This is a genomic window from Haloferax sp. DFSO52, from assembly GCF_048158745.1.
Taxonomy (GTDB): domain Archaea; phylum Halobacteriota; class Halobacteria; order Halobacteriales; family Haloferacaceae; genus Haloferax.
In genome coordinates this window covers 1-21,569 of the sequence record NZ_JBLOPB010000003.1, presented here as the reverse complement: position 1 = coordinate 21,569, position 21,569 = coordinate 1, and the positions used below count along the sequence as shown (strand labels likewise).

At 56.4% G+C, this 21,569-nt stretch carries 17 protein-coding genes; 6 read left to right on the top strand and 11 right to left on the bottom strand.

Annotated elements, in window-relative coordinates:
- Window positions 1-50: 50 nt before the first annotated feature.
- The 7 genes from ACK3SC_RS16170 to ACK3SC_RS16140 form a co-directional block, all read right to left on the bottom strand.
- Window positions 51-1,187: an MFS transporter gene (locus ACK3SC_RS16170; RefSeq protein WP_416841264.1), complete on the bottom strand. Its 1,137-nt coding sequence runs from the start codon at window positions 1,185-1,187 to the stop codon at window positions 51-53.
- Window positions 1,188-1,364: 177 nt separating this feature from the next.
- On the bottom strand, window positions 1,365-1,580 hold the full coding sequence (locus tag ACK3SC_RS16165) for a hypothetical protein (RefSeq protein ID WP_416841263.1): 216 nt from the start codon (window positions 1,578-1,580) through the stop codon (window positions 1,365-1,367).
- Between the two features lie 2 nt (window positions 1,581-1,582).
- On the bottom strand, window positions 1,583-2,254 hold the full coding sequence (locus tag ACK3SC_RS16160) for a hypothetical protein (RefSeq protein WP_416841262.1): 672 nt from the start codon (window positions 2,252-2,254) through the stop codon (window positions 1,583-1,585).
- Window positions 2,255-3,372: 1,118 nt separating this feature from the next.
- Entirely contained in the window at window positions 3,373-4,383 is a 1,011-nt protein-coding gene (locus tag ACK3SC_RS16155) for a Bug family tripartite tricarboxylate transporter substrate binding protein (RefSeq protein ID WP_416841261.1), read from the bottom strand.
- A gap of 159 nt (window positions 4,384-4,542) precedes the next feature.
- Entirely contained in the window at window positions 4,543-6,102 is a 1,560-nt protein-coding gene (locus tag ACK3SC_RS16150) for a tripartite tricarboxylate transporter permease (protein ID WP_416841260.1), read from the bottom strand.
- Between the two features lie 225 nt (window positions 6,103-6,327).
- Window positions 6,328-7,983 carry a UbiD family decarboxylase gene (locus ACK3SC_RS16145; protein ID WP_416841259.1) on the bottom strand — a complete coding sequence of 552 codons (1,656 nt, stop codon included), beginning with the start codon at window positions 7,981-7,983 and terminating at the stop codon, window positions 6,328-6,330.
- A 204-nt stretch (window positions 7,984-8,187) separates the two neighbouring features.
- Window positions 8,188-8,910, bottom strand: coding sequence for an ABC transporter ATP-binding protein (locus ACK3SC_RS16140; protein ID WP_416841258.1), 723 nt, complete (start codon window positions 8,908-8,910; stop codon window positions 8,188-8,190).
- A gap of 285 nt (window positions 8,911-9,195) precedes the next feature.
- Here ACK3SC_RS16140 and ACK3SC_RS16135 point away from each other — a divergent pair, with 285 nt between their 5' ends.
- Entirely contained in the window at window positions 9,196-10,221 is a 1,026-nt protein-coding gene (locus ACK3SC_RS16135) for an aldo/keto reductase (RefSeq protein ID WP_416841257.1), read from the top strand.
- Window positions 10,222-10,383: 162 nt separating this feature from the next.
- On the top strand, window positions 10,384-10,965 hold the full coding sequence (locus tag ACK3SC_RS16130) for an MBL fold metallo-hydrolase (protein ID WP_416841256.1): 582 nt from the start codon (window positions 10,384-10,386) through the stop codon (window positions 10,963-10,965).
- A gap of 82 nt (window positions 10,966-11,047) precedes the next feature.
- Here the strand turns inward: ACK3SC_RS16130 and ACK3SC_RS16125 are convergent, their stop codons facing one another.
- Together ACK3SC_RS16125 and ACK3SC_RS16120 are read right to left on the bottom strand one after the other, a co-directional pair.
- Window positions 11,048-12,553 carry an aldehyde dehydrogenase family protein gene (locus ACK3SC_RS16125; RefSeq protein WP_416841255.1) on the bottom strand — a complete coding sequence of 502 codons (1,506 nt, stop codon included), beginning with the start codon at window positions 12,551-12,553 and terminating at the stop codon, window positions 11,048-11,050.
- A gap of 156 nt (window positions 12,554-12,709) precedes the next feature.
- Complete coding sequence (locus ACK3SC_RS16120) at window positions 12,710-14,194, bottom strand: aldehyde dehydrogenase family protein (RefSeq protein WP_416841254.1); 1,485 nt, start codon at window positions 14,192-14,194, stop codon at window positions 12,710-12,712.
- A 314-nt stretch (window positions 14,195-14,508) separates the two neighbouring features.
- Here ACK3SC_RS16120 and ACK3SC_RS16115 point away from each other — a divergent pair, with 314 nt between their 5' ends.
- The 3 genes from ACK3SC_RS16115 to ACK3SC_RS16105 all read left to right on the top strand — a co-directional run bounded on the left by ACK3SC_RS16115 (window position 14,509) and on the right by ACK3SC_RS16105 (window position 17,384).
- Complete coding sequence (locus ACK3SC_RS16115) at window positions 14,509-15,681, top strand: ABC transporter substrate-binding protein (RefSeq protein ID WP_416841253.1); 1,173 nt, start codon at window positions 14,509-14,511, stop codon at window positions 15,679-15,681.
- Window positions 15,682-15,743: 62 nt separating this feature from the next.
- Window positions 15,744-16,571 (top strand): ABC transporter permease, encoded by an 828-nt coding sequence (locus tag ACK3SC_RS16110; RefSeq protein WP_416841252.1) that lies wholly within the window; start codon window positions 15,744-15,746, stop codon window positions 16,569-16,571.
- A gap of 3 nt (window positions 16,572-16,574) precedes the next feature.
- The gene (locus ACK3SC_RS16105) at window positions 16,575-17,384 is read left to right on the top strand and encodes an ABC transporter permease (RefSeq protein WP_416841251.1); all 810 of its coding nucleotides are present in this window, start codon (window positions 16,575-16,577) and stop codon (window positions 17,382-17,384) included.
- Between the two features lie 167 nt (window positions 17,385-17,551).
- Here the strand turns inward: ACK3SC_RS16105 and ACK3SC_RS16100 are convergent, their stop codons facing one another.
- Window positions 17,552-19,207, bottom strand: coding sequence for a thiamine pyrophosphate-binding protein (locus ACK3SC_RS16100; RefSeq protein WP_416841250.1), 1,656 nt, complete (start codon window positions 19,205-19,207; stop codon window positions 17,552-17,554).
- Between the two features lie 235 nt (window positions 19,208-19,442).
- Between ACK3SC_RS16100 and ACK3SC_RS16095 the strand changes: the two genes are divergently transcribed.
- Window positions 19,443-21,050 (top strand): UbiD family decarboxylase, encoded by a 1,608-nt coding sequence (locus ACK3SC_RS16095; RefSeq protein ID WP_416841249.1) that lies wholly within the window; start codon window positions 19,443-19,445, stop codon window positions 21,048-21,050.
- 176 nt (window positions 21,051-21,226) lie between these two features.
- On the opposite strand, the gene ACK3SC_RS16090 is transcribed toward ACK3SC_RS16095, so the two are convergent.
- Window positions 21,227-21,569: AMP-binding enzyme (locus tag ACK3SC_RS16090; protein ID WP_416841248.1), on the bottom strand; the 343-nt coding region annotated here is incomplete at its 5' end.

The following is a 21,569-nucleotide window of genomic DNA, read 5'->3' as shown; positions in this document are numbered from 1 at the left end:
CATCTTCCGAATTATCGGCAGAGGAATTAAATCATCTGGGTGGAGGCAGCTCACCCAGCGCGTTCGAATCCGACGATGAGAATGGTTGCACTGGTGACGAGCGCAACCACGCCTAGCAGTGCAAACCCGAGGCTGTAATCGATGACGACGAGTAACCCGACCAGAATCGGTGCGAGCGCCTTACCCGTGTTCTGAAACGTGTAACTGCCGGCGTTGACGCCTGCTCGGATTGACGCGTCGACCGCCTGGTTCACCATACTCCGTTGTGTTGGTGCGATGAGGCCCCAGAAGATACCATAGACTGCGATGAGCGGGAACGTGACCAGTCGGGATGCTCCGACGAATGGCAGAGCAATCAACGCCGTCCCCACGACCACGAATGCCACTGTGAGCGTCCGTGGTTTCGAAAACCGATCTACGACCCGACCCGCTTGGCTCGCACCGATGGCCCCACCAGCGAATGCAGCACCGACATAGGCACCAGTGAGTGACGCAGGAACGTCGAACTGCCGAACGAACAGTAACGGTGCATACGTGATGAACCCGTACTGAACGAAGAACATCGCGAACCCAATCCACAGCGGGACGTACACACGACGCCGTTGCATGGATTCGAAGATTTGCTGGACGTACACCTTGATGGACGGTTGCGTCCCCTTAGATTGTATCTCGGGCAAGGCCCACATCACCACGAGGGCGACTGGGAAGTTGAGAAGATACAAGAAGAACGGCGCTTCCCACGACACCGCTACGAGGGCACCACCGACGACTGGGAGAATTGCCGAGGCGAGGTTGTTCAAGAACGAGCGAATACCCTGTGCCGTCGTCTCAACGCTTCCGCCGTAGAGGTCTCCGAGGAGGGTGACCGTCGTCGGCATGACTCCGCTGTATCCAAGCCCTTGGAGGACGCGCAATCCAAGAAGCTGATTGAACGATCCTACGTAGGGAATTGCGAGACCAGCAACACCGACGAGGAAGACTGACGCCGCGAGTACCCACCGTCGGGGGTATCGGTCCGTGAGTGGCCCAACGATTGGGATGAACAAGATTGGTGGGAGTGTGAGGGCTGTCATCACGAGTCCGATCGACGATTCGGAGATACTGTACTGGTCCATGATGACCGGCAGTAGCGGGGACATCATCTGTGCGTTCATCATCATCAGAACGCTGGACAGGAAGATGGTCACAGCTCTCGGCGACCTGAATAAATCGATAGAACCGGGACCAAAAAATGAGAGAACGTATCGTGGTGCACTCATGGGTGTCCCATCACTTTGCTGCATCTCCGCTGTTCATGGTGGATACCACGTGACCGGCCGCCAACCCGACCGAGACGGGGCGTGCTGTTCTCCAATTCGAATTCGTCACCGTCGCCATCCGTATCGTTGTTCTTCCATAGACGCATAGAGGGTTGTCACACGAATCAGTTCGTTGATATCCATCGTGCACCGCTGAATCTCTCCATCTTCGTGTTCGACGTCGAGGACGAAAGACAGGTCTTCCAGGTGGACGCCGTCGATCGTCGTCGACCCGGTTACGTCGATGGTCGTCTCTGGTGTGAAGGTGAGTGTCGGATGCATCTCTACTGCTCCGTATGGGCGACAAGTGATGCCAGTGCCGCTTCGTACTTCGTCTGGGAAATCTCTTCGAGACGACCGAACTCGTCTGGACTCGCAAACCGATGCATGGTAAGCCGGCCAGCGTGGACGTGGTCTCCTTCGTCAGCGACGATGTCTCGAAGCGACCGCGCAACATCTGGATAGTAATCTTGGAGGTAATCGGCGAGGTTCTCCGTCATGAAGGCAGCTTGAATCTCTGTTCCACACTGAAATGCGGCAGAAATGTGATGTGGTGCGTCCCAGTTCATCGACGCGTTTCCCTGTGCAACGAGTTCGTCGTACGTGTCTGGCGTCCACGTTGCGAGGTCTGTTTCGGCACCGAATCGTGCAGCGAGATTCGTATAGATCCGAGCGTGTTTCACTTCGTCACGAATCTGCTTGAAGAGCCCAACGACCAAATCGCGGTCTCGATGCCATGGGTCGCCCTGTTCTGTGATGAGGCTGATTTGCCGATTCGCAGGCAGACACCCAAAGAAGAACTCGCGCCACCCTCGATACGGAAATTCGTTGGCGATGACGTCTTCTGGGTCACCCAACGAACCGAAGTACTCCTCGTTGTAGTACTGATCGACTGTCTCTTTCATCCGCTCTCGGTTCCTCGTTGTGAGATCAGCAGTAAACTCTTCTACGTCCATCTTCAGTGAAGATGGGTACCTGATGGTCAGTATTAAACATAGGGGCAAAACGCATGAACCAGTTTTCACACGCCGTCACACGAATGTACGCTTGTCATCCATTCTGTAGAGAAACGCTCCGGCACTAGGAGATTCCGTACAGCGGAATGGCCTTACGAAATGGTGCCACGAACGAACACCGTTGCTTGCCTGTTGAATATGCCTATGCGATTGCGTAACACTCCCAAAGGAAAAGTCCGTCAAGCGGAATACACAGCGCATTTGGGACCAGATGCAGGTAGAACATGCGTGAGTCAGTGCCTCTCTCCGGTCGATATACGACTGACCACGCCGAAACGACTCTCTCCGTTTTCCTGGCGCCGAAACTGGTAGCACGAGAACGCATGGCTAGGAATCCGTGCTTTGAGGCAGTTGCATCGTGAGCACTTCCCTTAGGTCGACGACCCCGAACAGCTGTGATTCTTAGAGCAGTTCTCCCTTCACAATCCGACCCTATCTATAGTATTACAATGGTATTATTGTAATGGGTGGTGGGGTACTTACAATAATAGTATTGTAAAGCTTAATGTGTGTCCCGTAGACAGATGGTCAGATGGAACGGCCGCTCCGATTCGAACAGTACATGACCCGATTCCATTGAGCGGAAAAAATTGCGTCTCTGCTGCCCCAGACATGCATATTCCATCCGCAGAAATACTCCACGACCTATCCAATAGTGTGTTAAACACCGCTTCATAGACGATTTGATTGAAACACTAACATGGTTATTCATGATTGGTGAACAATCATTAGGATTCAGTTGCGTCTCAAGTTAATTCCACTAGCTGGAATATGATTGTGATATTGATTGTCATGAATTGGCGATAGTTAGTCGTACTCGAAACGCGGGGCCAACCGCTGCTACCAGTAAACGGTGCAGCGTTCACCACAGTCAACTGTGCGAATTCACCTGTGGAACGAAGATCAAATTACACTGACTGAGTCGATACTAGTTACTCAGAAAGCGAGAAGAGATTGTGATACCGGTCGAGTCGTCGTCTCAGCTGTTAGTCTCAGTTGGTCGGAAAAACGATCGTGATTGTCGAGGGTAACGTTGTAACGCGTTGAGTCGGTGCGTACTAGAACATTCCTTCGATGAGGCTCTTGAAGGGTTCTGTGGACATGAGTTCGAACTGGTTCTGAACGATCTGTTCGATTCGCTCGTGGTCCGCAGGATCGACGATGACCCGATTTGCCTCTTCGGCATCGGACATGAACCCATCGTCGCTGATGACTTGTTCGAACGCTTCGCGCTGCGTCTCCAGGATGTCCTCCGGCATATCTGGCGGTCCGGCGTAGAACCGGGGGAACAACGACACGTCCATAATCCGGTCGATTCCATCAGCGTCGATGTCAGAGGCGAAGTGCTGGGCACTGTGTATCCGATCACTCAGCGCGGCATCACCCCATACGAACAAGAGGTCAATCGTATCGTATCCGAGTGCAACGTTGTGCCCTGACGTTGCGGTGAACGCAGCGAGGTCTGCTTCCCCCCGTTCCATACCCGTAAGACCCGCTCCGACACCCTCGTAGTGGATGAAGTTCAGATCATCTTCTGTGAACTGTCCGGTTAGTTCACCGACCACGATTGGATGGAGGTGACCGACGGACCCTCTCCCTTGGGTTGCGAAAGTCAGGTCGCCGATTTGGTCGACGAAATCGTCGAAGTCTGCGATGTCTGTCTCTGTCGATGCAGTCAACCCAATCGGGTCCTGTGAGATGACCCCAAGGTAGCTGAGGTCCTGAACCGAGAATCCGGGGTCGCGTCCAATCTCGTGCGGTATGAGTTGGAACGAGTCGTTCGTCAAGAGCGTGTACCCGTCGGCGTTTGCATTGTAGGCTTGCTCGGTGCCGACGGTACCGCCTCCGCCTGTCACGTTCTCGATAACCAGCGAGTGGTCTCCACCGAGGAGGTATTCTTCCCAGTACGGTTTACTCAGTCGGGCGATGTGGTCCATTCCTCCGCCAGTGTCGAATGGAACTACCAGATTCACGTCGCCTGCTGGGTACTCTTCTTCTCCGCCTGTACAGCCAGCTATCGCTGCAGTTGCTACTGCACCTAAGCCTTGTAGGTATCTTCGTCGCCGCATAAGTACTGATAAATAGGGAAGTACATATAGTTACCTCAAGCTAGCATACAACGGGGGATTATGTCACACGTTGTGACGGACCGAACCACAAATCGTGACAAATAATTATTGTCGTTAAATCACCCACGTTACCGATGGAATCCGCCGGCTGTCCCGCTTTCACGTCGACCGGCGAAGTTTATCTTGAACGACGGGGAGCAGTAATATCACCACGATTAGTGCGATGAGTACGACCGAGATTGGTCGGGAGTAGAAGACGCCGTAATCTCCGCTCGAAAATTGGAGTGAACGGTGGAAGTTTGCCTCTGCGACCGGTCCGAGAATCAGGGCGATGATGAGGATGATGCGCGACATCCCAAACCGAATCATGAGGTACCCAAACACGCCGAACAATCCCGCGATGGCGATATCTCCGAAGTTGTTCCGGAACATGAACGCGCCGACGAACGAGATGAACAAGACGACTGGGGCGAGAACTTCGGTTGGCGTCCGAGTGACCGTCACGAGTTTGTTCGCGAGGAGGAGCCCGATAGACGACGTAATCAGGTTCGAAATGAGGAGTGCGAACAGGATGACGAATATCAGGTTGACGTGCTGGTCGAACAACACTGGACCCGGCTGAATCCCGTGGACCAAGAACGCTCCGAGCAGAACCGCTGTCGAGGCGGACCCAGGAATTCCAAGTGCAAGGGTCGGAAGCATGGTACCCCCGTCTTTGGCATCGTTCGCAGCTTCACTCGCGATTACACCCTTGATGTTCCCTTTTCCGAACGAATCAGGGTCGTTGGACCATTGCATCTCCTGGTAGTACGCGACGAAGTTCGCAACGGTTCCACCGACGCCCGGGACGACGCCGATGAACCACCCGATGATTGACCCCCGTACGACGGTCCACTTGCTATTCGCAACGGACCGAAATCCGTCTACGATACCACCGTCTGCAATTCCTTTCTCGGTTATTGGTCGCCCTTCGCTCACCAACTTGATCATCTCAGCGATGGCGAACAATCCGATAATCACAGGAATGAGAGTGAATCCGTCGAGCAAGTACGTCGTGTCCCACGTGAAACGCGCACTACCAGTCACTGCGTTGAGGCCGTGAAATGCCAACACGAGTCCGAAGGTCCCAGCAATCAGGTCGGTAAGTACTGAACCCCTCGTCACAGTCGCGAGAACCGCGAGACCGAAGATTGCTAGCCAGAAGAGTTCAGGTGACCAAAACGAGAGGACGATTGGCCTGACGAACGGGATGAGGATGACGAACAGGACGATACCGATCGTCGCTCCGAGCGCGGAACTAATCGCACTCGCTGTGACCGCTTCGCCGCCGCGACCCTGTTTCGTGAGTGGATAGCCATCCAGCAACGTCGCAGCGTTCGGTGCGTCGCCCGGGATGTTGAGTAAAATCGCAGTTATCGACCCGCCGAACGCAACACCTCCGAGCGTTGCAGCCATGATCATAAACGCGTGTTCGGTCTTGAGATGGAACGTCAGTGGGATGAGTAGTGCAATGGCGACGGGGCCACCAAGACCTGGAATCGCACCCATCACGAGGCCGAGAATCGCTCCGAGAGCGATCAACAGCAATCCGATAGGTGTGAACACCGTGTCGAAGGCGGTCAACGCGACCTCGACGAGTCCCCCATTCTCGGCCTGAAGGAGAACCGGACCGAACAACTCCGGTTGGACGAGACTGGTTAGTAGCTGTGGGTCATTCATTATTGTTTACCGAGTATCCCACTCGTATTATTTAAATCCACTGTGCGTAGTGGCATGGGCTTCTCACAAACCGAGTCAGAATAACGCCATCGTTCGACGAGAGATGACACGGCCAAAGACAGCAGAACCGATGGACGACGTGTTGAATCCGAGTCGGGTCTTCCTGCTGTTGGGCGGTTGGAAATCGGTAGAACGTGTTGACAGCGGTGTCTCCGACGCGACTGTTTACTTGAAGTCTTCGTCAGAGAACACCGGTGTGTTCGGTTCGACGTCGTCCGTCGAGACCTGCCGATCTTTGAGTTCTTCGCCGGTCTCGTAATATCGGCCCTCGACTGCCCGCTCGGCTTCCTCGACGAGTTGGTCGTTCCATTCGCCCAGCGAGTAGCCGTACCACGGCATCTCTGGTGAGAGTTCGGGGAGTTCGAGTTCGTTCCAGATCTCCCGGGCGTGTTCCATGTACTCTTTCTTGGGGAGTGAAATCGGGGGCAGTTTCCGCTTGAGCGTCGCGTCCCAGAGGATGGCCGAGTCACTGCTCTCGTCTTGTCCTTCGTGACGTGGGGCGTGTCCCACTGACCGACCTTCGATGATTTGCGTATCTTCGTGTGGAGTCGAGCGGTATCCCATCGCCCAGAAGACGGCATCGAGGTTATCCGGGTCGATGTCTTCGTCGACGGCGACGACGAACTTCCCGTGCGATGCGCGGAAAGACGCGCACGCTGTGAGGGCACGCCAGACTGCGGACCGTTTGGTCCCCGACTTGATCTGGACGATGATGAGTTTGCGCAGGTTCGTCAACGGCTCGTGGAGTTTCACGTCGGCGACACAGTTGAGCTTGCACTGTTCGGTGAGGTGCTTGTAGAACAGGGGTTCGAGTGCCACCTTCTTGATGACGCTACTCTCACTCGGCGTCACTTGACTGATGATCGAGGTGTGAATCGCATCACGGCGCTTCGTGACTGCCGTCACGTCCATCACCATGTTGTACTCTTTGTTGTTGATGAAGCCGTGTGATTCACCGAACGGCGCCTCGGGTTCGAGGACGTCCGTACTAATTTCGCCTTCGATGACGATATCGGCGTCTGCAGGCACCATTACGGGGACGGTCTTTGCTTCTACTTCGCGCATTGGTTCGCCGACTAACCCACCGGAGACAGCGAGTTCGTCGACGCCGAAGTTGAGCGACTGTGCCGACGTATACGCGACGGCAGGAGGCGCACTCACGACCAGTGCCGCTGGGAGTGGTTCACCGCGCTCCTTCGCTACTTTCCAGTGTTCGTAGGCTCCTTTCCCCCACTCGATGGAAGGATTCATTCCGGTTCGCTTTCGTCCTTTGACCTGTGCGCGGTAGATACCGATGTTTCGGTTGCCGGTCTCGGGGTGGTGTGTGACGAACGCGGACATCGACGTGTACGGTGCATTGTCGAATCCGGGAGTCGAGATTGGAATCGGGATACCGTCGAGGGCCTGTCCTTCTTCGTCCAAGTCGGAACCGGAGTACACAACTTCGTGAGCCGGTGCGTCCGAACTGCTGACTTCGACTGGTTCGATCGGATTGTCGAGGGCGTCGTTCCACTTCTTGTTCACCCCTGACGGGTCGACACCGAGACCAGTCCCGTAGATTGCTGGATTCGCGGCGAGGGCACCGACTGCCACGGGCGTCTCGAACGAATTCCCGAGCGAATCGGTGACGTTGGTAAAGAGGAACGCTTTCCTCTCTTCTTCTGGCAGTCCACCGCGGAACTGCCACCGTACGAGGGGGTGCATCTCGGTATCTTTGTTAATCTCTCGGTCAACTTCCACGAGAAGGTCCTTCTCACGGAGTTGGTCGAGATGCTCTCTCATGTCCGGGTACTGTGGACTGTCCGTGTCATGGCTCGACATATCAATCGGGTCTTCGAGGAGGTAGTATAAAACTTTAGTCTATGCTCCGGCCAGTCACATCGACGTGTCTACATCTAATCATTCGAGGAGCTCAGCTACCCACACTCTGTGAGGTCACACCGATTGTTCTCCAGCGAAAGATTAGAACGGACAGAAGAAAATGCCGTTACGCTGGATATCAGCGTTCGTCGAGTGTCGCGATGTTCAGACCGTGACTTCGGTCTGTTCGTTACCCATGAGGGTGTCCCAGATTCTGTCGTGCAGTTCGTTGAAGATATCGAGGCTGTGCACGTCTCTATCGTAGCGGGGCCGCTCGATCGGAACCTCTTCGATTATGTCGATCTTCCCCGGACGGTCGGTGAAGACGATGATGCGGTCCGAGAGATAGATTGCCTCGTCGATGTCGTGAGTGATGAACAGGACAGTCTTCTGGTTCCGAGACCAGATCTTCAACAGTTCAGTCTGCATGACCTCGCGTGTCTGTGCGTCGAGTGCACCGAATGGTTCGTCCATCAGGAGGATTTCTGGGTCGATAGCGAGCGCACGTGCCAGTCCGACACGTTGCTGCATCCCACCGGAGAGTTCGTGCGGGTACGAGTTACCGAACCCTTTCAGGCCGACGAGTTCGAGGTACTCCTGTGCGAGTTCCTGCCGTTCATTTTTGTTGTCCCCGCGACACTCGAGGCCGAACTCGATGTTCGATTTGACCGTCCGCCACGGGAAGAGGTTGAACGATTGGAAGACCATTCCGCGGTTCTGCCCGGAACCGACGACAGGTTCGTCACCGATGAGAATCTCCCCTGAGGTCGGTTCGATGAGACCGTCGAGAATTCGGAGAAACGTCGTCTTGCCACACCCAGATGGGCCGACAATCGTAACGAACTCTTGGTCTTCAATTTCGAGTGAGACATTATCTAATGCTTTCACACTATCCTTCCCAGTTCCGTAAATTTTTGTAACGTTGTTAGCCCGCAGTGAAGCCATGGTATAACAAACCATGGTTCATCACCTTATCTCTTTTGGTCGCGACAGGGTGCCCTGACCGGCCGATAGAAACTCTGTACCTGTCACACTGGGGGTCTCGGGCCCTACCTCCGCACTACGGGCAAAGGCAAAACGCACCAATCGTGAACGAGGGTGCAGTCGACGGCAAACGTGTGTTGACTCGGCGCAATCTACAAGTCGTCACTCCTTGTTTCACTCCAATGAACCATGAAGTACACGACACTGGGTCCGACGGGAACAGAGGTATCGAAACTCTGTTTCGGAACGTGGCGATTCGGCCACGTCTCCGACGGCGTCGTCGAGACAGATGAAACCCAGGCGCACGCACTGCTTGACGAGGCCGAAGCCCTCGGAATCAACTTCATCGATACGGCGAATCGGTACGGGGACCCGCCGGGGACGAGCGAACAGTACATCGGAAACTGGCTCGAAGAGCGAGCGCGTGAAGACTTCGTCCTCGCATCGAAAGTCGGAATGACCGTCGACGACGGGTCCGGACGGAATCGAGATGGACTCTCACGCAAACACATCCGCTGGCAGATCGACGAGACACTCGAGCGACTGGGCACCGACTACCTCGACCTGTACTACATCCACCGACTCGACGGACAAACACCACTCCTCGAAACCTTGCGCACACTCGACCAGCTCGTCGAAGAAGGGAAAGTCAACCACATCGGCGCGAGCACCATGGCCGCGTGGGAACTGACCGAACTCCTCTGGACGTGTGACGCACACGGACTCGAATCGATAGAAATCGTTCAACCACCGGTCGATGCAACACTCCAGAACTGGCAGCGATACGACCGACTCGACCTCCGCCGCTACCTCGAAGTCTGCGAGAAACACGGTCTTGGTGTGGTGGCGTACTCGCCGCTGGCAGGGGGGTTCCTCACCGGGAAATACGAACGGGACACGGACGCACCGCAAGATTCCCGTGCGGCCCTGGACCCGTCGAACTTCGAACGGAAGTACCTCTCTGACAGGTCGTGGGATGTCCTCGACAGTGTTCGGGCGGTCGCTGACGACCTCGATGCGACGCCCGCACAAGTTGCGCTAACGTGGGTACTCGAACAGGACGCATTCCCCGGTGGCATGCTTCCAGTATCAGGTGCCAGAACTCGCGAGCAACTCAGCGAGAACGCCGAAGCCGTCGAACTCGACATCACTGACGACCAGATTCGACGTATCGACGACGCGCGTGGACAACCGTTGCTTGGGAACGCATCGTAACGGGAGTTCCACCTCGCAAGTTGATAGCGGAAGAACACAACCTCCGAAATAGTTTTACTGAAGCCCAGTGACCGGAGAATCGTGACTTCAGAGAAAGTATACTCGTTCGAGACCCTACGACCCAACAATCCACAACCACCCCGGCCACGGACGAACGAGCCGGTGTCCGTCCAAATCTACGAAGGGGACGACACAGTCCTGTTCGCAACGGGATTCGCAGCAGGTGTCGACCCACTAATCGCACATCTACAGGAACGAGGGGGTCTCGACGTCATCGTCGTCGAACACACCGACCCTGACCACTTCGACGCACTCGAACCACTCCTCGATGCGTTCGACGCGAAGGTGGCAGTCCCCGCTGTCGAAGCAGACATCCTTCGAGAAAAAGGCTACCCAGTCGATGTCGAACTCGAAGATGGGGACGTCCGATGGGGGGTCCGATGCATTCTCGTCCCCGGACATACGCCGGGTAATATGTCGTTCTTAGTCGAGGAGAGTGACACGCTCATCGTCGGAGACACGTTCGTCCACAAGAACAGTTTCGCCTCCGCACCTGGTGAGTGGTCTGGTGAGTTCGCACCGATCAAACCCGGTCTCAACGCGGACGATGCTGCCGCACGAGAGAACGTCATCATCCTCGCCGACTACGATTTCGACGTCGCACTGATGACCCACGGGCTCGACGTGTTCGAAAATGCTCGTGACGAACTCGACGCACTCATCGACGACCTCGGCCTACAGTAACGAAGGGTCGAATTAGTCGTCTCAGTTTTTACATAACAATCAGCCACGGTACTCCAGAACAATCGCAGTACACGGTCACCAGTTAGCCGAGACTGTGCCAGTTCTTCCCCGTGGGCTCGAAGTTTATGTTGACGTTCTTCAGACGCGTGTGGCTGAGGAGTCCTTCTAGGCTGTCTTTCTTCCCGATACCACTCTCTTTGTACCCACCGAACGGTGCACCGGTGAAGTGGCCGCCGTGCTGGTTGACCCAGACGTATCCTGCTTCGATGTCGTTCACTGCCCGGTGGGCGTCCTGCAGTGAGTCTGTCCACACGCTTGCAGTGAGACCATAGTCCACGCCGTTCGCTATCTCGATCATCTCGTCGTAGTCGCTCCACGTCAACACCGACAGGACAGGGCCGAAGATTTCCTCGTTGGCGATGGTCATATCGGGAGTGACTTCGAAGACGGTCGGTTCCACAAAATACCCGCTCTCGTAGGGCTGAATTGCGTTCCCGCCGGTGAGGAGCGTCGCACCCTCTTGTTTCGCCTGTTCGATGAACCGAAGGACCTTCTCGTACTGTTGCTCAGAGACGATAGACCCCATCTTAGTCGATTCGTCGAACGGATCACCCGGATCAGTCGCCTCGAACCCCTCACAGACGTACTCCACGACTTCGTCACGGATGGACTCGTGGACGAGCAATCGGGACCCACTCCCACACGATTGCCCCTGCCACGGGAGACTCATCGCGTTGACCGCACCCTGTGCGGCTTTCTCGACATCGACATCGGGAAAGAGGATTGTCGGGTTCTTCCCACCCAGTTCGAGGATGATGTCGGTCATGTTCTTCGCTGCGCTCTGCATGACGAGTTTCCCCACCCGGACGCTTCCGTTCATGTTGATGAGGTCGATACCGGGGTGTTCGACGAGTTCTTGGCCGACTCCAGCCTCACCGGTCACGAAGTTGATGAGGCCCGTTGGGAAGACGCCCGACTCTTCGACGAGGTGTCCGATGTACAGTGCCGACAGCGACGTCACCTCCGAGGGCTTCATGACGATGCCGTTTCCCCCCGCGAGTGCCGGAGCGAGTTTCTTCCCGACGAACATCGCCGGATGGTTGAACGGCGAGATGGCAGCGACGGCACCGAACGGTTCGCGCTGCGTGAAGTCGAACGTGTCGCCTTCGGTCGGAATCGTGTCTCCTTTGAGTTCCGTGATGAGACCGGCGAAATAGCGAATGAGTTCTGCCCCTTTTTCGGTGTCGTACTGCATTCGGTTGATGGAACTCCCAGTGTCGGCGACGTCGAGTTTGGTCAGATTCTCGCTCGCCTCCGAGAGCACGTCCGCAAACGTTTCCATCCGTTTGCCTCGTTCGACTGGCGAGTACGCCGCCCACTCCTCACTCGCGCGTGAAGCTGCTTTGACCGCCCGGTCGATTTGGTGACTCGTGGCGATTGGGACGTCCGCGAGGTGTGTTCCAGTCGCCGGGTCGGCGGCAGCAAACGTCTCGTCACTCGTGACGAAATCACCGTCGATGTACATCCGGTCTTCTACGTCGAGATCGACTTCGGCCCCTTCGAGAGAGACTAGTCGCTTCGTATGCATGGTGACTCGCTTGGAAATACTCACACATAAAATGATGGTTGATACCAAACCACGTGGTTCACCAGCACGGTGTTCGGATGTTCACCAGCACGGTGGTTCAATACTGATGTGGCGTGTGACCACCGGAAACGAAACCCAGACAGTCAGCTCACCGCGCTAGAGTGAGAGGTCGCTGTCGGTCAGGTCGATGAGGATGCCTTTCGCCTGCGTGAACTCTCGCATCGTCTCTGCGAAGTCGTTCTTCCGTCCGAATCCGGTTCGCTTCTGGCCACCGTGTGGAACACCGAGTCTGCCACCAGATGGATTGTTGATCGATACTTTTCCAACCTCGACTTCCACTGCCAGTCGGTGGGCACGCTGTAAGTTTGACGTCCAGATGTACGTCGAGAGGCCGTATTCAGTGTCGTTGATGAGCTCTAGTGCTTCAGACTCGTCACCGAACGGCATCACACCGAGGACGGGACCGAACACTTCCTCTTGCATGATGTCGCTGTCGGCATCGACGTTCCCGAGAAGCGTCGGTGGGAACCAGTACCCACCTTCGAGGCTATCCTCATCCGGCAACTCGGCTTGCGCAAGGAGCGTTGCGCCATCCTCGAGTGCCGCGTCGATCTTCGATGCGACCATATCTCGGTGGCGCTCGCTGATGAGCGGCCCGACTTGCGTGTCTTCGTCTGTGCCTTCACCGACGCTGATAGCCTCGACTTTCGCACTGACCTGCGGGATAAAGTCGTCGTAGATATCTTCGTGAACGAGGAGTCGTTCACTCCCAGAGCAGGCCTCTCCGTTGTTTTTGAACGAGCTGCAGACCACTCCATCGACGGCGCGGTCGAGGTCGGCGTCGGGGAACACCACTGCAGCATTCTTTCCACCGAGTTCCATCATCGCGGGCGTGAGGCTGTCGGCGAGCGAGCGCAAGATGATCTCTCCGGTCTTGTCGTTCCCGACGAACGCGATCTTGTCGACATCGGGGTGTTCGACGAGGGCGACACCGGCCTCGTCTCGCCCACTGATGACGTTGAACGACCCGTCGGGGAGGTGTTCTGCGAAGAGTTCTCCGGCACGGAGTGCGGACAGCGGCGTCTCGGGGGCCGCCTTGATGACCGCCGCGTTGCCCGTGGCGATTGCGATGGCAGCGAAGTCGATACTGTTGACGAGTGGCCAGTTCCATGGAATGATGATACCGACGACACCGAGTGGTTCGAATATCTTCCGCTGAATCTCTTTTGAAGAGTCCAACACCGCATCACCGAGGAATTTGTCGGCACCACCGGCATAGTACCGAACTCGTTCGATGGCACTGTTAACGTCGCCTCGAGCCTGAGAAATCGGTTTGCCGTTCTCGACGACTTCGAGTTCTGCGAGTTCTGTGGCGTGGGCTTCGAGTACGTCCACGAGTCCGTGAAGAAGGTCACCGCGTTCCCGGGGTGTCATCTCAGCGAGGGAGTCTGCCGCCCGGTTTGCCCCGGCAACCGCAGTATCGACGTCCTCTGCCGTCCCGTCTGGTGCGTCTGTGAACACACCACCAGTCGCGGGATTTCGGACCGAAAGCGTCCCCCCATCACTCGCAGGGACCAGCGACCCGTCGACGAGCATTCGCCACTCTCTGTCGAATTCTTCGGATAGTTCCAGCGTACGCATACGGTTACGAATCAGGTGACGATAGCATAAACCCACCGGCGAGAACAACAGTATCGCTCTCGCGGACTCGTGATGTTCACGTCACGCCCGTGTATCCTCCTGTTACTAAATGCCGCACAAAGTCGGTGCTCACCCCAGTCACCGAAATAGACACCAAAAACGCCCGAGATTCGAGGAATTGGTGCTTCTCCCGACACCTTCCCCACTCAAAAAGCTTGGTCGAATAGCATTTTTCGGCCATCTGAGGCCGTTATCTGTGCGGTATCCAACAAATCACCAATAACTTTATAATCTATCGTTGAGGAACGGGAGGTATGCGGAGAGTTGACAATAACCATTATGACCGGCGTACAGTACTGAAAGGTATCGGTGGAGTAGCAGGTGCTGGTGCACTTGCTGGCTGTTCAGGATCCAACGATAGTGGCGGAAGCGGCGGAGACAGTGGTGGTGACAGTGGCGGAGACAGTGGTGGTGACAGTGGCGGAAACAACGACACGTCCACACCAGCACCTGTCACATACGATGCCACGATGGGTATCGTCGAAACGGAACTGAATCAGATTCCGAGTCTGACGGCACTCCGAACCATGCTGCCGGAAGTGAGTGACGAAAACCTCACAGGAAGCTACCGAACGTTCCGGGACTCCTCACTGCCGATGCAAGCAATGATCGGGGGTGAAGTCGATTACTACGCACTGAGCTTCGGGAACGTTATCCAGGCACATCTGGCTGGTAACGACATCGTCACTCTCGGTCCGAAGGTAACCGGTACAGACTACCAGTTCGTCATTCGAAACGACATCGAGGCAGACTCTCTCGAAGAACTCGTCAACGGAGACTACACCATCGGTGTTGCAGGACTCGGTGGTCTTTCACACGTTCAGGTGGCAGGTATCTTAGCACAGGAGGGACTGGCAACCGACGTCGAGGAAGCAGGTATCCAGACGATTGGTGGCTCTGGCACCCGGACCGCTGCGGTCGCCTCTGGAAACATCGACGCGACGATTATCCACATCGACCAGGTCCAGCGGCTGGAAAACGAGAACGCACCAATCAAGGTACTGTTCGACCTCAAGGAGTACTACCCGAAGTTCATCTCGCAATCGATCACAGTAACCAGGAAATTCCTCGAATCAGAGGAGGGCCAGGCACACGTCGAGAACTACATGCAAGTCCTGTTGGAAGCCAACGAGTTGGCGACGAAAAACTTCGAGTGGCTGTACGACCACACCCAACAGTTGCTGGCGAGTCCGCTCGAAGAAGAGGACGCACGCGAGTCGTGGCAGTTCAACGCCGAGACTATCAACGCCTGGCAGTACGAGCCAGAAGGCTACGACAACAGCGACTTCGAAAAATACGCCCAGGCACTGGTCGCCGGTGGCGTTCTCACACAAGAACAGTACGACCAGGTCGACTTCGAAGAAATCCTCGTACACGACTACTGGGACGAAGCAGCTGCAAACCGCGACGCGGAACGCTGGCTGTAGAACTTCGACGTTGCCACCCTGAATTATTATCCACATCAATCACATAATGATAAAACACAAGAATGTCACTTGAATCAACAGGACAGTTGGTGAACCGCTTCAGCGACCGCCTCAGGGCGAACTCGTACCTAACTCAAGGACGCCTCATCAACGTCTTGTCGCTCTTAGTCGGGCTACTCCTCTGGGAGTTCGCGTCAGACGCCCTCGGTGGGATTATTCTCGCACCACCGTCAGACGTCCTTTCGAGATTTATCGAACTGACGACGTCGATGGCGTTACCCAACGCGATTATGGGGAGCATGTACGCGCTGCTCGTCGGATACGTACTCGCAATCGTCACAGCCACGCCGCTGGGGTTCGCTCTGGCACAATCGAAGTACGTCCGCTGGGCAGTCAATCCGTACATCGACGCCATCTACACGACACCAGTCATCGCGTACCTCCCACTGGTCGTCGTCTGGTTCGGTCTCGACTTCGAAGCACGGGTGTTCTTCGTCTTCATCTTCTGCTTCTTCGAGATCCTAATCAGCGTGTTCGAGGGAGTCAAGACGACCCGCGAGGAGTATATGAGCGTCGCCAAGTCGTTCGACGCGCCCTGGCTGATGACCCAACGAAAGGTCATCTTTCCCGCGGCGCTCCCGTTCATCTTCTCCGGATACCGGCTCGGAATCGGTCGGGCAGTCCGCGGGGTTATCGTCGCTGAACTGTTCCTCCGGATCGTAAACATCGGGTCGCTGCTCCAATCTGCAGGCGCAAAGCTGAGCACCTCACAGCAACTGGCGGTCATCATCGCAGTCGCGCTGATGGGTGTCGTCCTGCAACGAATCGTACTCGGAATGTCGAAGCAAATCGCTCCCTGGTACTACGAACAGGGAAGCAGGAGTGGGTAATCGATGTCGACAAGATCCAACCTGAACGTGTTCTACCGACTCTCTGAGCGGCAGCAAAAGTGGGTCGTCCGTCTCGTCACGCTCGTCACCGTCGTTCTGCTCTGGGAGATAACTGGGCGAATATTGGGGAACATCCTCTTCGCTCCCATCTCGGACGTCATTCCGGTGTACATCGAACTCGCGCTAGAAGGGGATATGATTACTGCACTACTGGTCACACTCAAAGAGATGCTGATCGGCTTTGGTCTCGCAGTTGTCATCGCCATCCCAGTTGGCCTCGTAATGGGGCGAAACAAAGTCGTCGAAGAGTCGCTCTCACCGTGGGTGAGTGCACTGTTCGTCACCGCGACGGCATCCATGCTGCCACTGTTCGTCATCCTCTTCGGCATCGACTTCAACTTCCGATTGGCGATTATCTTCATCTCGTGTATCTGGTTTATCCTCCTCAACACGTACGCGGGTGCCAAAGGTGTCGACACAGACTTCATGGACGTTGGTCACTCCTTCGACGCCGGGAAGGTCCAGACCTTCCAGAGTATCGTTCTCCCCGCGACGCTTCCGTTCATCTTCGCAGGCCTCCGGATGGGCCTCATCCACGCACTCCGTGGGGTCATCCTCGCGCAGACCTTCATCGAGTTCGGGTACGGTGGCCTCATCGCCGAGTGGAGCACGCAGTCTGCGGACACTGCACCAGTCCTCGCACTCATCCTCACGCTTCTCTTCCTCGGGTACGGCCTCCGCGTCGCACTCGAGAAGACTGAAAAACTGCTGTTCCCGTGGAGTGACGATACGGAAGCGATGAGTTCACTCTAACAGCGCCACTCCAAATTGGCATTCTTTTTTCACCGACCAACGCAGCGAGCGGAGCACATTCTTTGGTAGACCGGAGTCCGAGTTACGACTCGGATTCTCCTCCTTCAAACAACGTACTACGGAGAACGAACCGTCGCTGTCACTCGAAAATCAGTGGACTCGATTGTTCAGGCGTCGATAGTTGGGTCGACGTGAACGTCGAGGAGTGCCGGCCCGTCGACGGCGAGGAAGTCTCGGACCACTTCGTCGACGTTCTCGTCTTCGTTCACAGTGAATCCACGCATCCCGAACTCTTCTGCGACGTGGTCGAATGGTGGGTTGCCGTACTTCGTCCCCGTGTACCGTCCGTACCGGTCTTGCTGACGAATCGCGTGTGACATGAACGCGTCGTTGTTCAAGATGATAATCTTCACCGGGATGTCCTCGCGCACAGCTGTTTCGAGGTCCTGGAGAACCATGGCAAACCCGCCGTCTCCCTCGAACGTGATGACCTGTCGGTCGGGCATTCCGAGTTGGGCCCCCAGCGCCAGTGGTAGACCCTGACTCATCCCGGTGAAGTTTGCGGTCACGAACTTCCCGTTCATATCTCGAACGGGGAGCAACCGTGGGTAGGTGTTGTGTGTGCCACCACCAGTCGTGAAGGCGAAGTCGTCGTCAGCGTGCTTCACAACCGACTGGACGACGACACGCGGGTCGACGCCCGGTCCAGCGTGGTCTTTGGGTTCCAGTTTTTGCGTCCGAGCAGTCTCGTACGCAGCGCGAAGTTCGTCAGCAACGTCAGTCCACCTTCTGTCGAGTTCGTCGCGTGCGTGGTCGAGGAGCGCAGTGAGTGTCGACGCGGGGTCCGAGAGCATCGACACGTCTGCAGAGTAGAAGCGGTCGAGTTCGCTGGCGCGTATCGTCGCGTGGACGAGCGTCGCCTCGTCGTCGATAATCGACCAGTCTGCTGTCGTCTGGTCGGACAGACGAGTTCCAACCGCGAGGACGTAATCTGCGTCCTTCACGGCCGCGTTCGTCGGTTCAAGTCCCGAGTTGGCGACGTAGCCAAGTGACCGCGGGTGTGCCTCCGACAGCGCACCACGTGAGCTTTGGGTGGTGACGACAGGGATGTCGAACGCTTCTGCAAACGCTTGCAGTGGTCCCTCGGTTTCGAACCATCGGCACTCGTTGCCAGCGATGATGATGGGCCGCTCTGCCTCGGCCAAGAGTTTCACAGCACGAGCGACCGATTCGGCTGGTGGACAGGAAGGCGTTCGTGACGCCACCCCTTGGCCGCTGGCGACTTCGAGGCGGTCGTACTCTCGATTCGGCGGCGGTTCTCGGTGAGACTCTGCGATATCTCGGGGAACGTCGATGTGGGTCGGGCCGGGTATCCCAGTAATCGACTGGAGTACTGCGTGGCGAGTCCGACGGAAGACATCGTGGGGTTCTACCTGGGTGCTATATTTCGTGAACGAGTCGAAGACGTCCATGACGTCCCATTCGTGATTGACGTCGTTACCCAGCCGTGTACTCGCCTCGTTTCCCGTTATCGAGACGACGGGGACGTTGTCGCGGTAGGCAGCGGCGACCCCGATTACCTGATTCGCTGCTCCCGGGCCGACGTGTGAAATCGAGACAGTCGGTTTCCGTGTTGCGAGTGCGTAGCCGGTCGCCATCCCAGCCGCGACCTGTTCGTGTCGCGTCGTAATGTACTCGATTTCCTCGTGTTGGTCTACTTCGTCTACGATCTCGAGGACGGTCGTTCCGACGAGCCCGAACATTCGGTCGACCCCCGCCCGGACGAGCGTCTCGACGACTGTCGTCGCTCCGGTGTGTGTCATACACAGTGTCACTCGGTAACATTTATTATAAACATTCTGTCCCAGTCAAGCCAGAAGAGTACTCGTGTGGAAGGATTGGTTGTTTTCGACGGGACGATGAGGGTTGGTGGGAGTGGAAGTTTAGAGGCTGGCCGTGGGAGAATTCACCTGCCTGCGTGGACCAGAAAACACCACGAGGTCTGTTTGGTAGAAAGAGACACGCATCTTTATCATGTATCTCTCCAAAGCAAGGTACATGGCCGCCTATCAACCGTTATCTACAGGTACCGAAAAGGAAGTTCGGCCTGGAGAAATCAACGTCTACAGCCTCCGAACGACGCTCGACGATCTTCACGAGCGAGGTGAGCTCATGCGGACTGAGACACCAGTTGATCCAGACCTCGAAATAGCTGGTATCCAGAAGAAACTCGACGGGGGACCAACGATGTTGTTCGAGAATCTCAACGGGTGGGACCACGCCCGGTTTGCCGTCAATCTCTTCGCAAACCGATCTCGTATCGACGACCTCTTTGGATTCGAAAATCGCCGTCACCGGACCGAACGCATCGCCGAGGCGATCAACGACCCGATTCCACCAAAAGAAGTCTCAGCAGACGAAGCGCCGGTACAGGAAGTCGTCGTCACCGAGGACATCGAGGTCGACGAAATCGTCGTCCCCATTCGGCACACCGAAGAAGAAGATGAACTCACGACCGGCTCCGGCGTGAGCATCCTCTACGGCGACTGGTTCGACGGCGGGAGTCACATCGGCTACAACAGGATGAACTTCCGATGGGGTGACGTGGGGACGTTCCAGGCAGCCCCCGGTGGACACGTCTGGATGGTAATGTCCGACCACTACGACGACAGTGACGACCCGAAGATACCCATCACGATGAACTTCGGTATCCCTCCAGCAGCGACGCTCGCTGCAGGGTCCGGATTCGACTACGTCGTGCTCCCGAAGGGGTGTGACGAACTGGGTGTTGCCGGCGGAATCCAACAAGCGCCCATCGAAGTCGTCGAAGCTGAGACGGTCGAAGGTGCATACAGCATCGCGAACGCTGAATATGCCATCGAGGGCTACCTGAAGCCGAAAGACCGCCGTTGGGAGACCGACGAGTCAGAGGAGACCGAAGAACAGGGCAAACACCCATTCCACCCCGAGTGGGCCGGCTACATGGGGCGGGCGTACCGCGCTCCGACGATCCACGTCGAAGCCGTGACGCACCGGAAGTTCGAAGACAAACCGCTCATCCAGCCAATCATCGTCCACAGTGCCGAAGAGAACAACATTCAGACGACGGTTCGTGAGGGCGCTCTCTACGAGACTGTCGACCGAATCGAACCCGGAATCATCCACGACGTGCACATCCCTTACGCGATGACCGATTGGGGTGGCGCGGTCTTCCAGGTCGATAAGTCGAACCCCGTCGACGAAGGCTACCACCGGAACTTCATGGTGAGTGCTCTCGGCACGTCACGTGGGATGCGCATCGCCATCGCCGTGGACACCGACATCGACATCTACTCGATGGACGACGTGATGTGGGCCATCACCACGCGGACGAACCCACAGACGGACTTCCTCAATCCAGTCCCGGGTGGCGCAGGACAGACGTTCCAGCCGAGTGAACGCGCCGGTGCGCGAGGTGAGGTCAAACAATCGAACACGAACTTCGAGGGTGGTCTCGCTATCGACGCAACCGTGCCGTACGGTGAGTTGACCGAGACGTTCGACCGCCCCGAGTACCCAATCGACCTCGTTGACCTCGCAGACTGGTTCTCGGACGACCAGCTCTCGTACGCTGACGAAGACCGACAGACCGGGTGGACAGAGCTTCTATCGAAGACCGGCCGCTGAAGCGACACGAACCGCTCATTTTTCGAAGCCGAGCCTCCACGGCGAACAGCGCCTCCGTCTTCCGAACGTCAACTCAGCAGACGGCACTCAGTAGCAACTCGCCGAAGACGGAGATAGTCAACACTGAAAATGGGGATTGAGCCTTCGTTTAGCTCTCTAACACGGCGCTGGTTCGCTTATTGTGGGAAGGGTGCATCGAGATACTCGCTGGTGAGATCTGGACGACGGACGGACTTCGTCGGCGTCTTCGGAAGCGAGTCGCGGAAGAAGACTTGCTTCGGTGCCTCGAAATCAGAGATGTCGTCCGATGCTTTGCAGAATGCGATGAGTTCGTCTTCGGTGAGGTCTGAACCATTCTTGCGGACGACTGCTGCACAGACGCGCTCTCCCCAGTGGTCGTCAGGAATCGGGAAGACGGCACACTCTTTGACCTCACTGTGGTTGTTGATGACTCGCTCGACGCCGCGTGGGTAGACGTTCTCCCCACCGGTGACGATCATGCTATCCGCGCGGCGGAGG

Excerpts from the sequence above, each read along its gene's own strand:
- ACK3SC_RS16120 (WP_416841254.1), bottom strand. The coding sequence starts at position 14,194 with ATGCGTACGCTGGAACTATCCGAAGAATTCGACAGAGAGTGGCGAATG.
- ACK3SC_RS16115 (WP_416841253.1), top strand. The coding sequence starts at position 14,509 with ATGCGGAGAGTTGACAATAACCATTATGACCGGCGTACAGTACTGAAA.
- ACK3SC_RS16125 (WP_416841255.1), bottom strand. The coding sequence starts at position 12,553 with ATGCATACGAAGCGACTAGTCTCTCTCGAAGGGGCCGAAGTCGATCTC.
- ACK3SC_RS16135 (WP_416841257.1), top strand. The coding sequence starts at position 9,196 with ATGAAGTACACGACACTGGGTCCGACGGGAACAGAGGTATCGAAACTC.
- ACK3SC_RS16165 (WP_416841263.1), bottom strand. The coding sequence starts at position 1,580 with ATGCATCCGACACTCACCTTCACACCAGAGACGACCATCGACGTAACC.
- ACK3SC_RS16110 (WP_416841252.1), top strand. The coding sequence starts at position 15,744 with ATGTCACTTGAATCAACAGGACAGTTGGTGAACCGCTTCAGCGACCGC.
- ACK3SC_RS16150 (WP_416841260.1), bottom strand. The coding sequence starts at position 6,102 with ATGAATGACCCACAGCTACTAACCAGTCTCGTCCAACCGGAGTTGTTC.
- ACK3SC_RS16155 (WP_416841261.1), bottom strand. The coding sequence starts at position 4,383 with ATGCGGCGACGAAGATACCTACAAGGCTTAGGTGCAGTAGCAACTGCA.
- ACK3SC_RS16105 (WP_416841251.1), top strand. The coding sequence starts at position 16,575 with ATGTCGACAAGATCCAACCTGAACGTGTTCTACCGACTCTCTGAGCGG.
- ACK3SC_RS16145 (WP_416841259.1), bottom strand. The coding sequence starts at position 7,983 with ATGTCGAGCCATGACACGGACAGTCCACAGTACCCGGACATGAGAGAG.
- ACK3SC_RS16100 (WP_416841250.1), bottom strand. The coding sequence starts at position 19,207 with ATGACACACACCGGAGCGACGACAGTCGTCGAGACGCTCGTCCGGGCG.
- ACK3SC_RS16160 (WP_416841262.1), bottom strand. The coding sequence starts at position 2,254 with ATGGACGTAGAAGAGTTTACTGCTGATCTCACAACGAGGAACCGAGAG.
- ACK3SC_RS16095 (WP_416841249.1), top strand. The coding sequence starts at position 19,443 with ATGGCCGCCTATCAACCGTTATCTACAGGTACCGAAAAGGAAGTTCGG.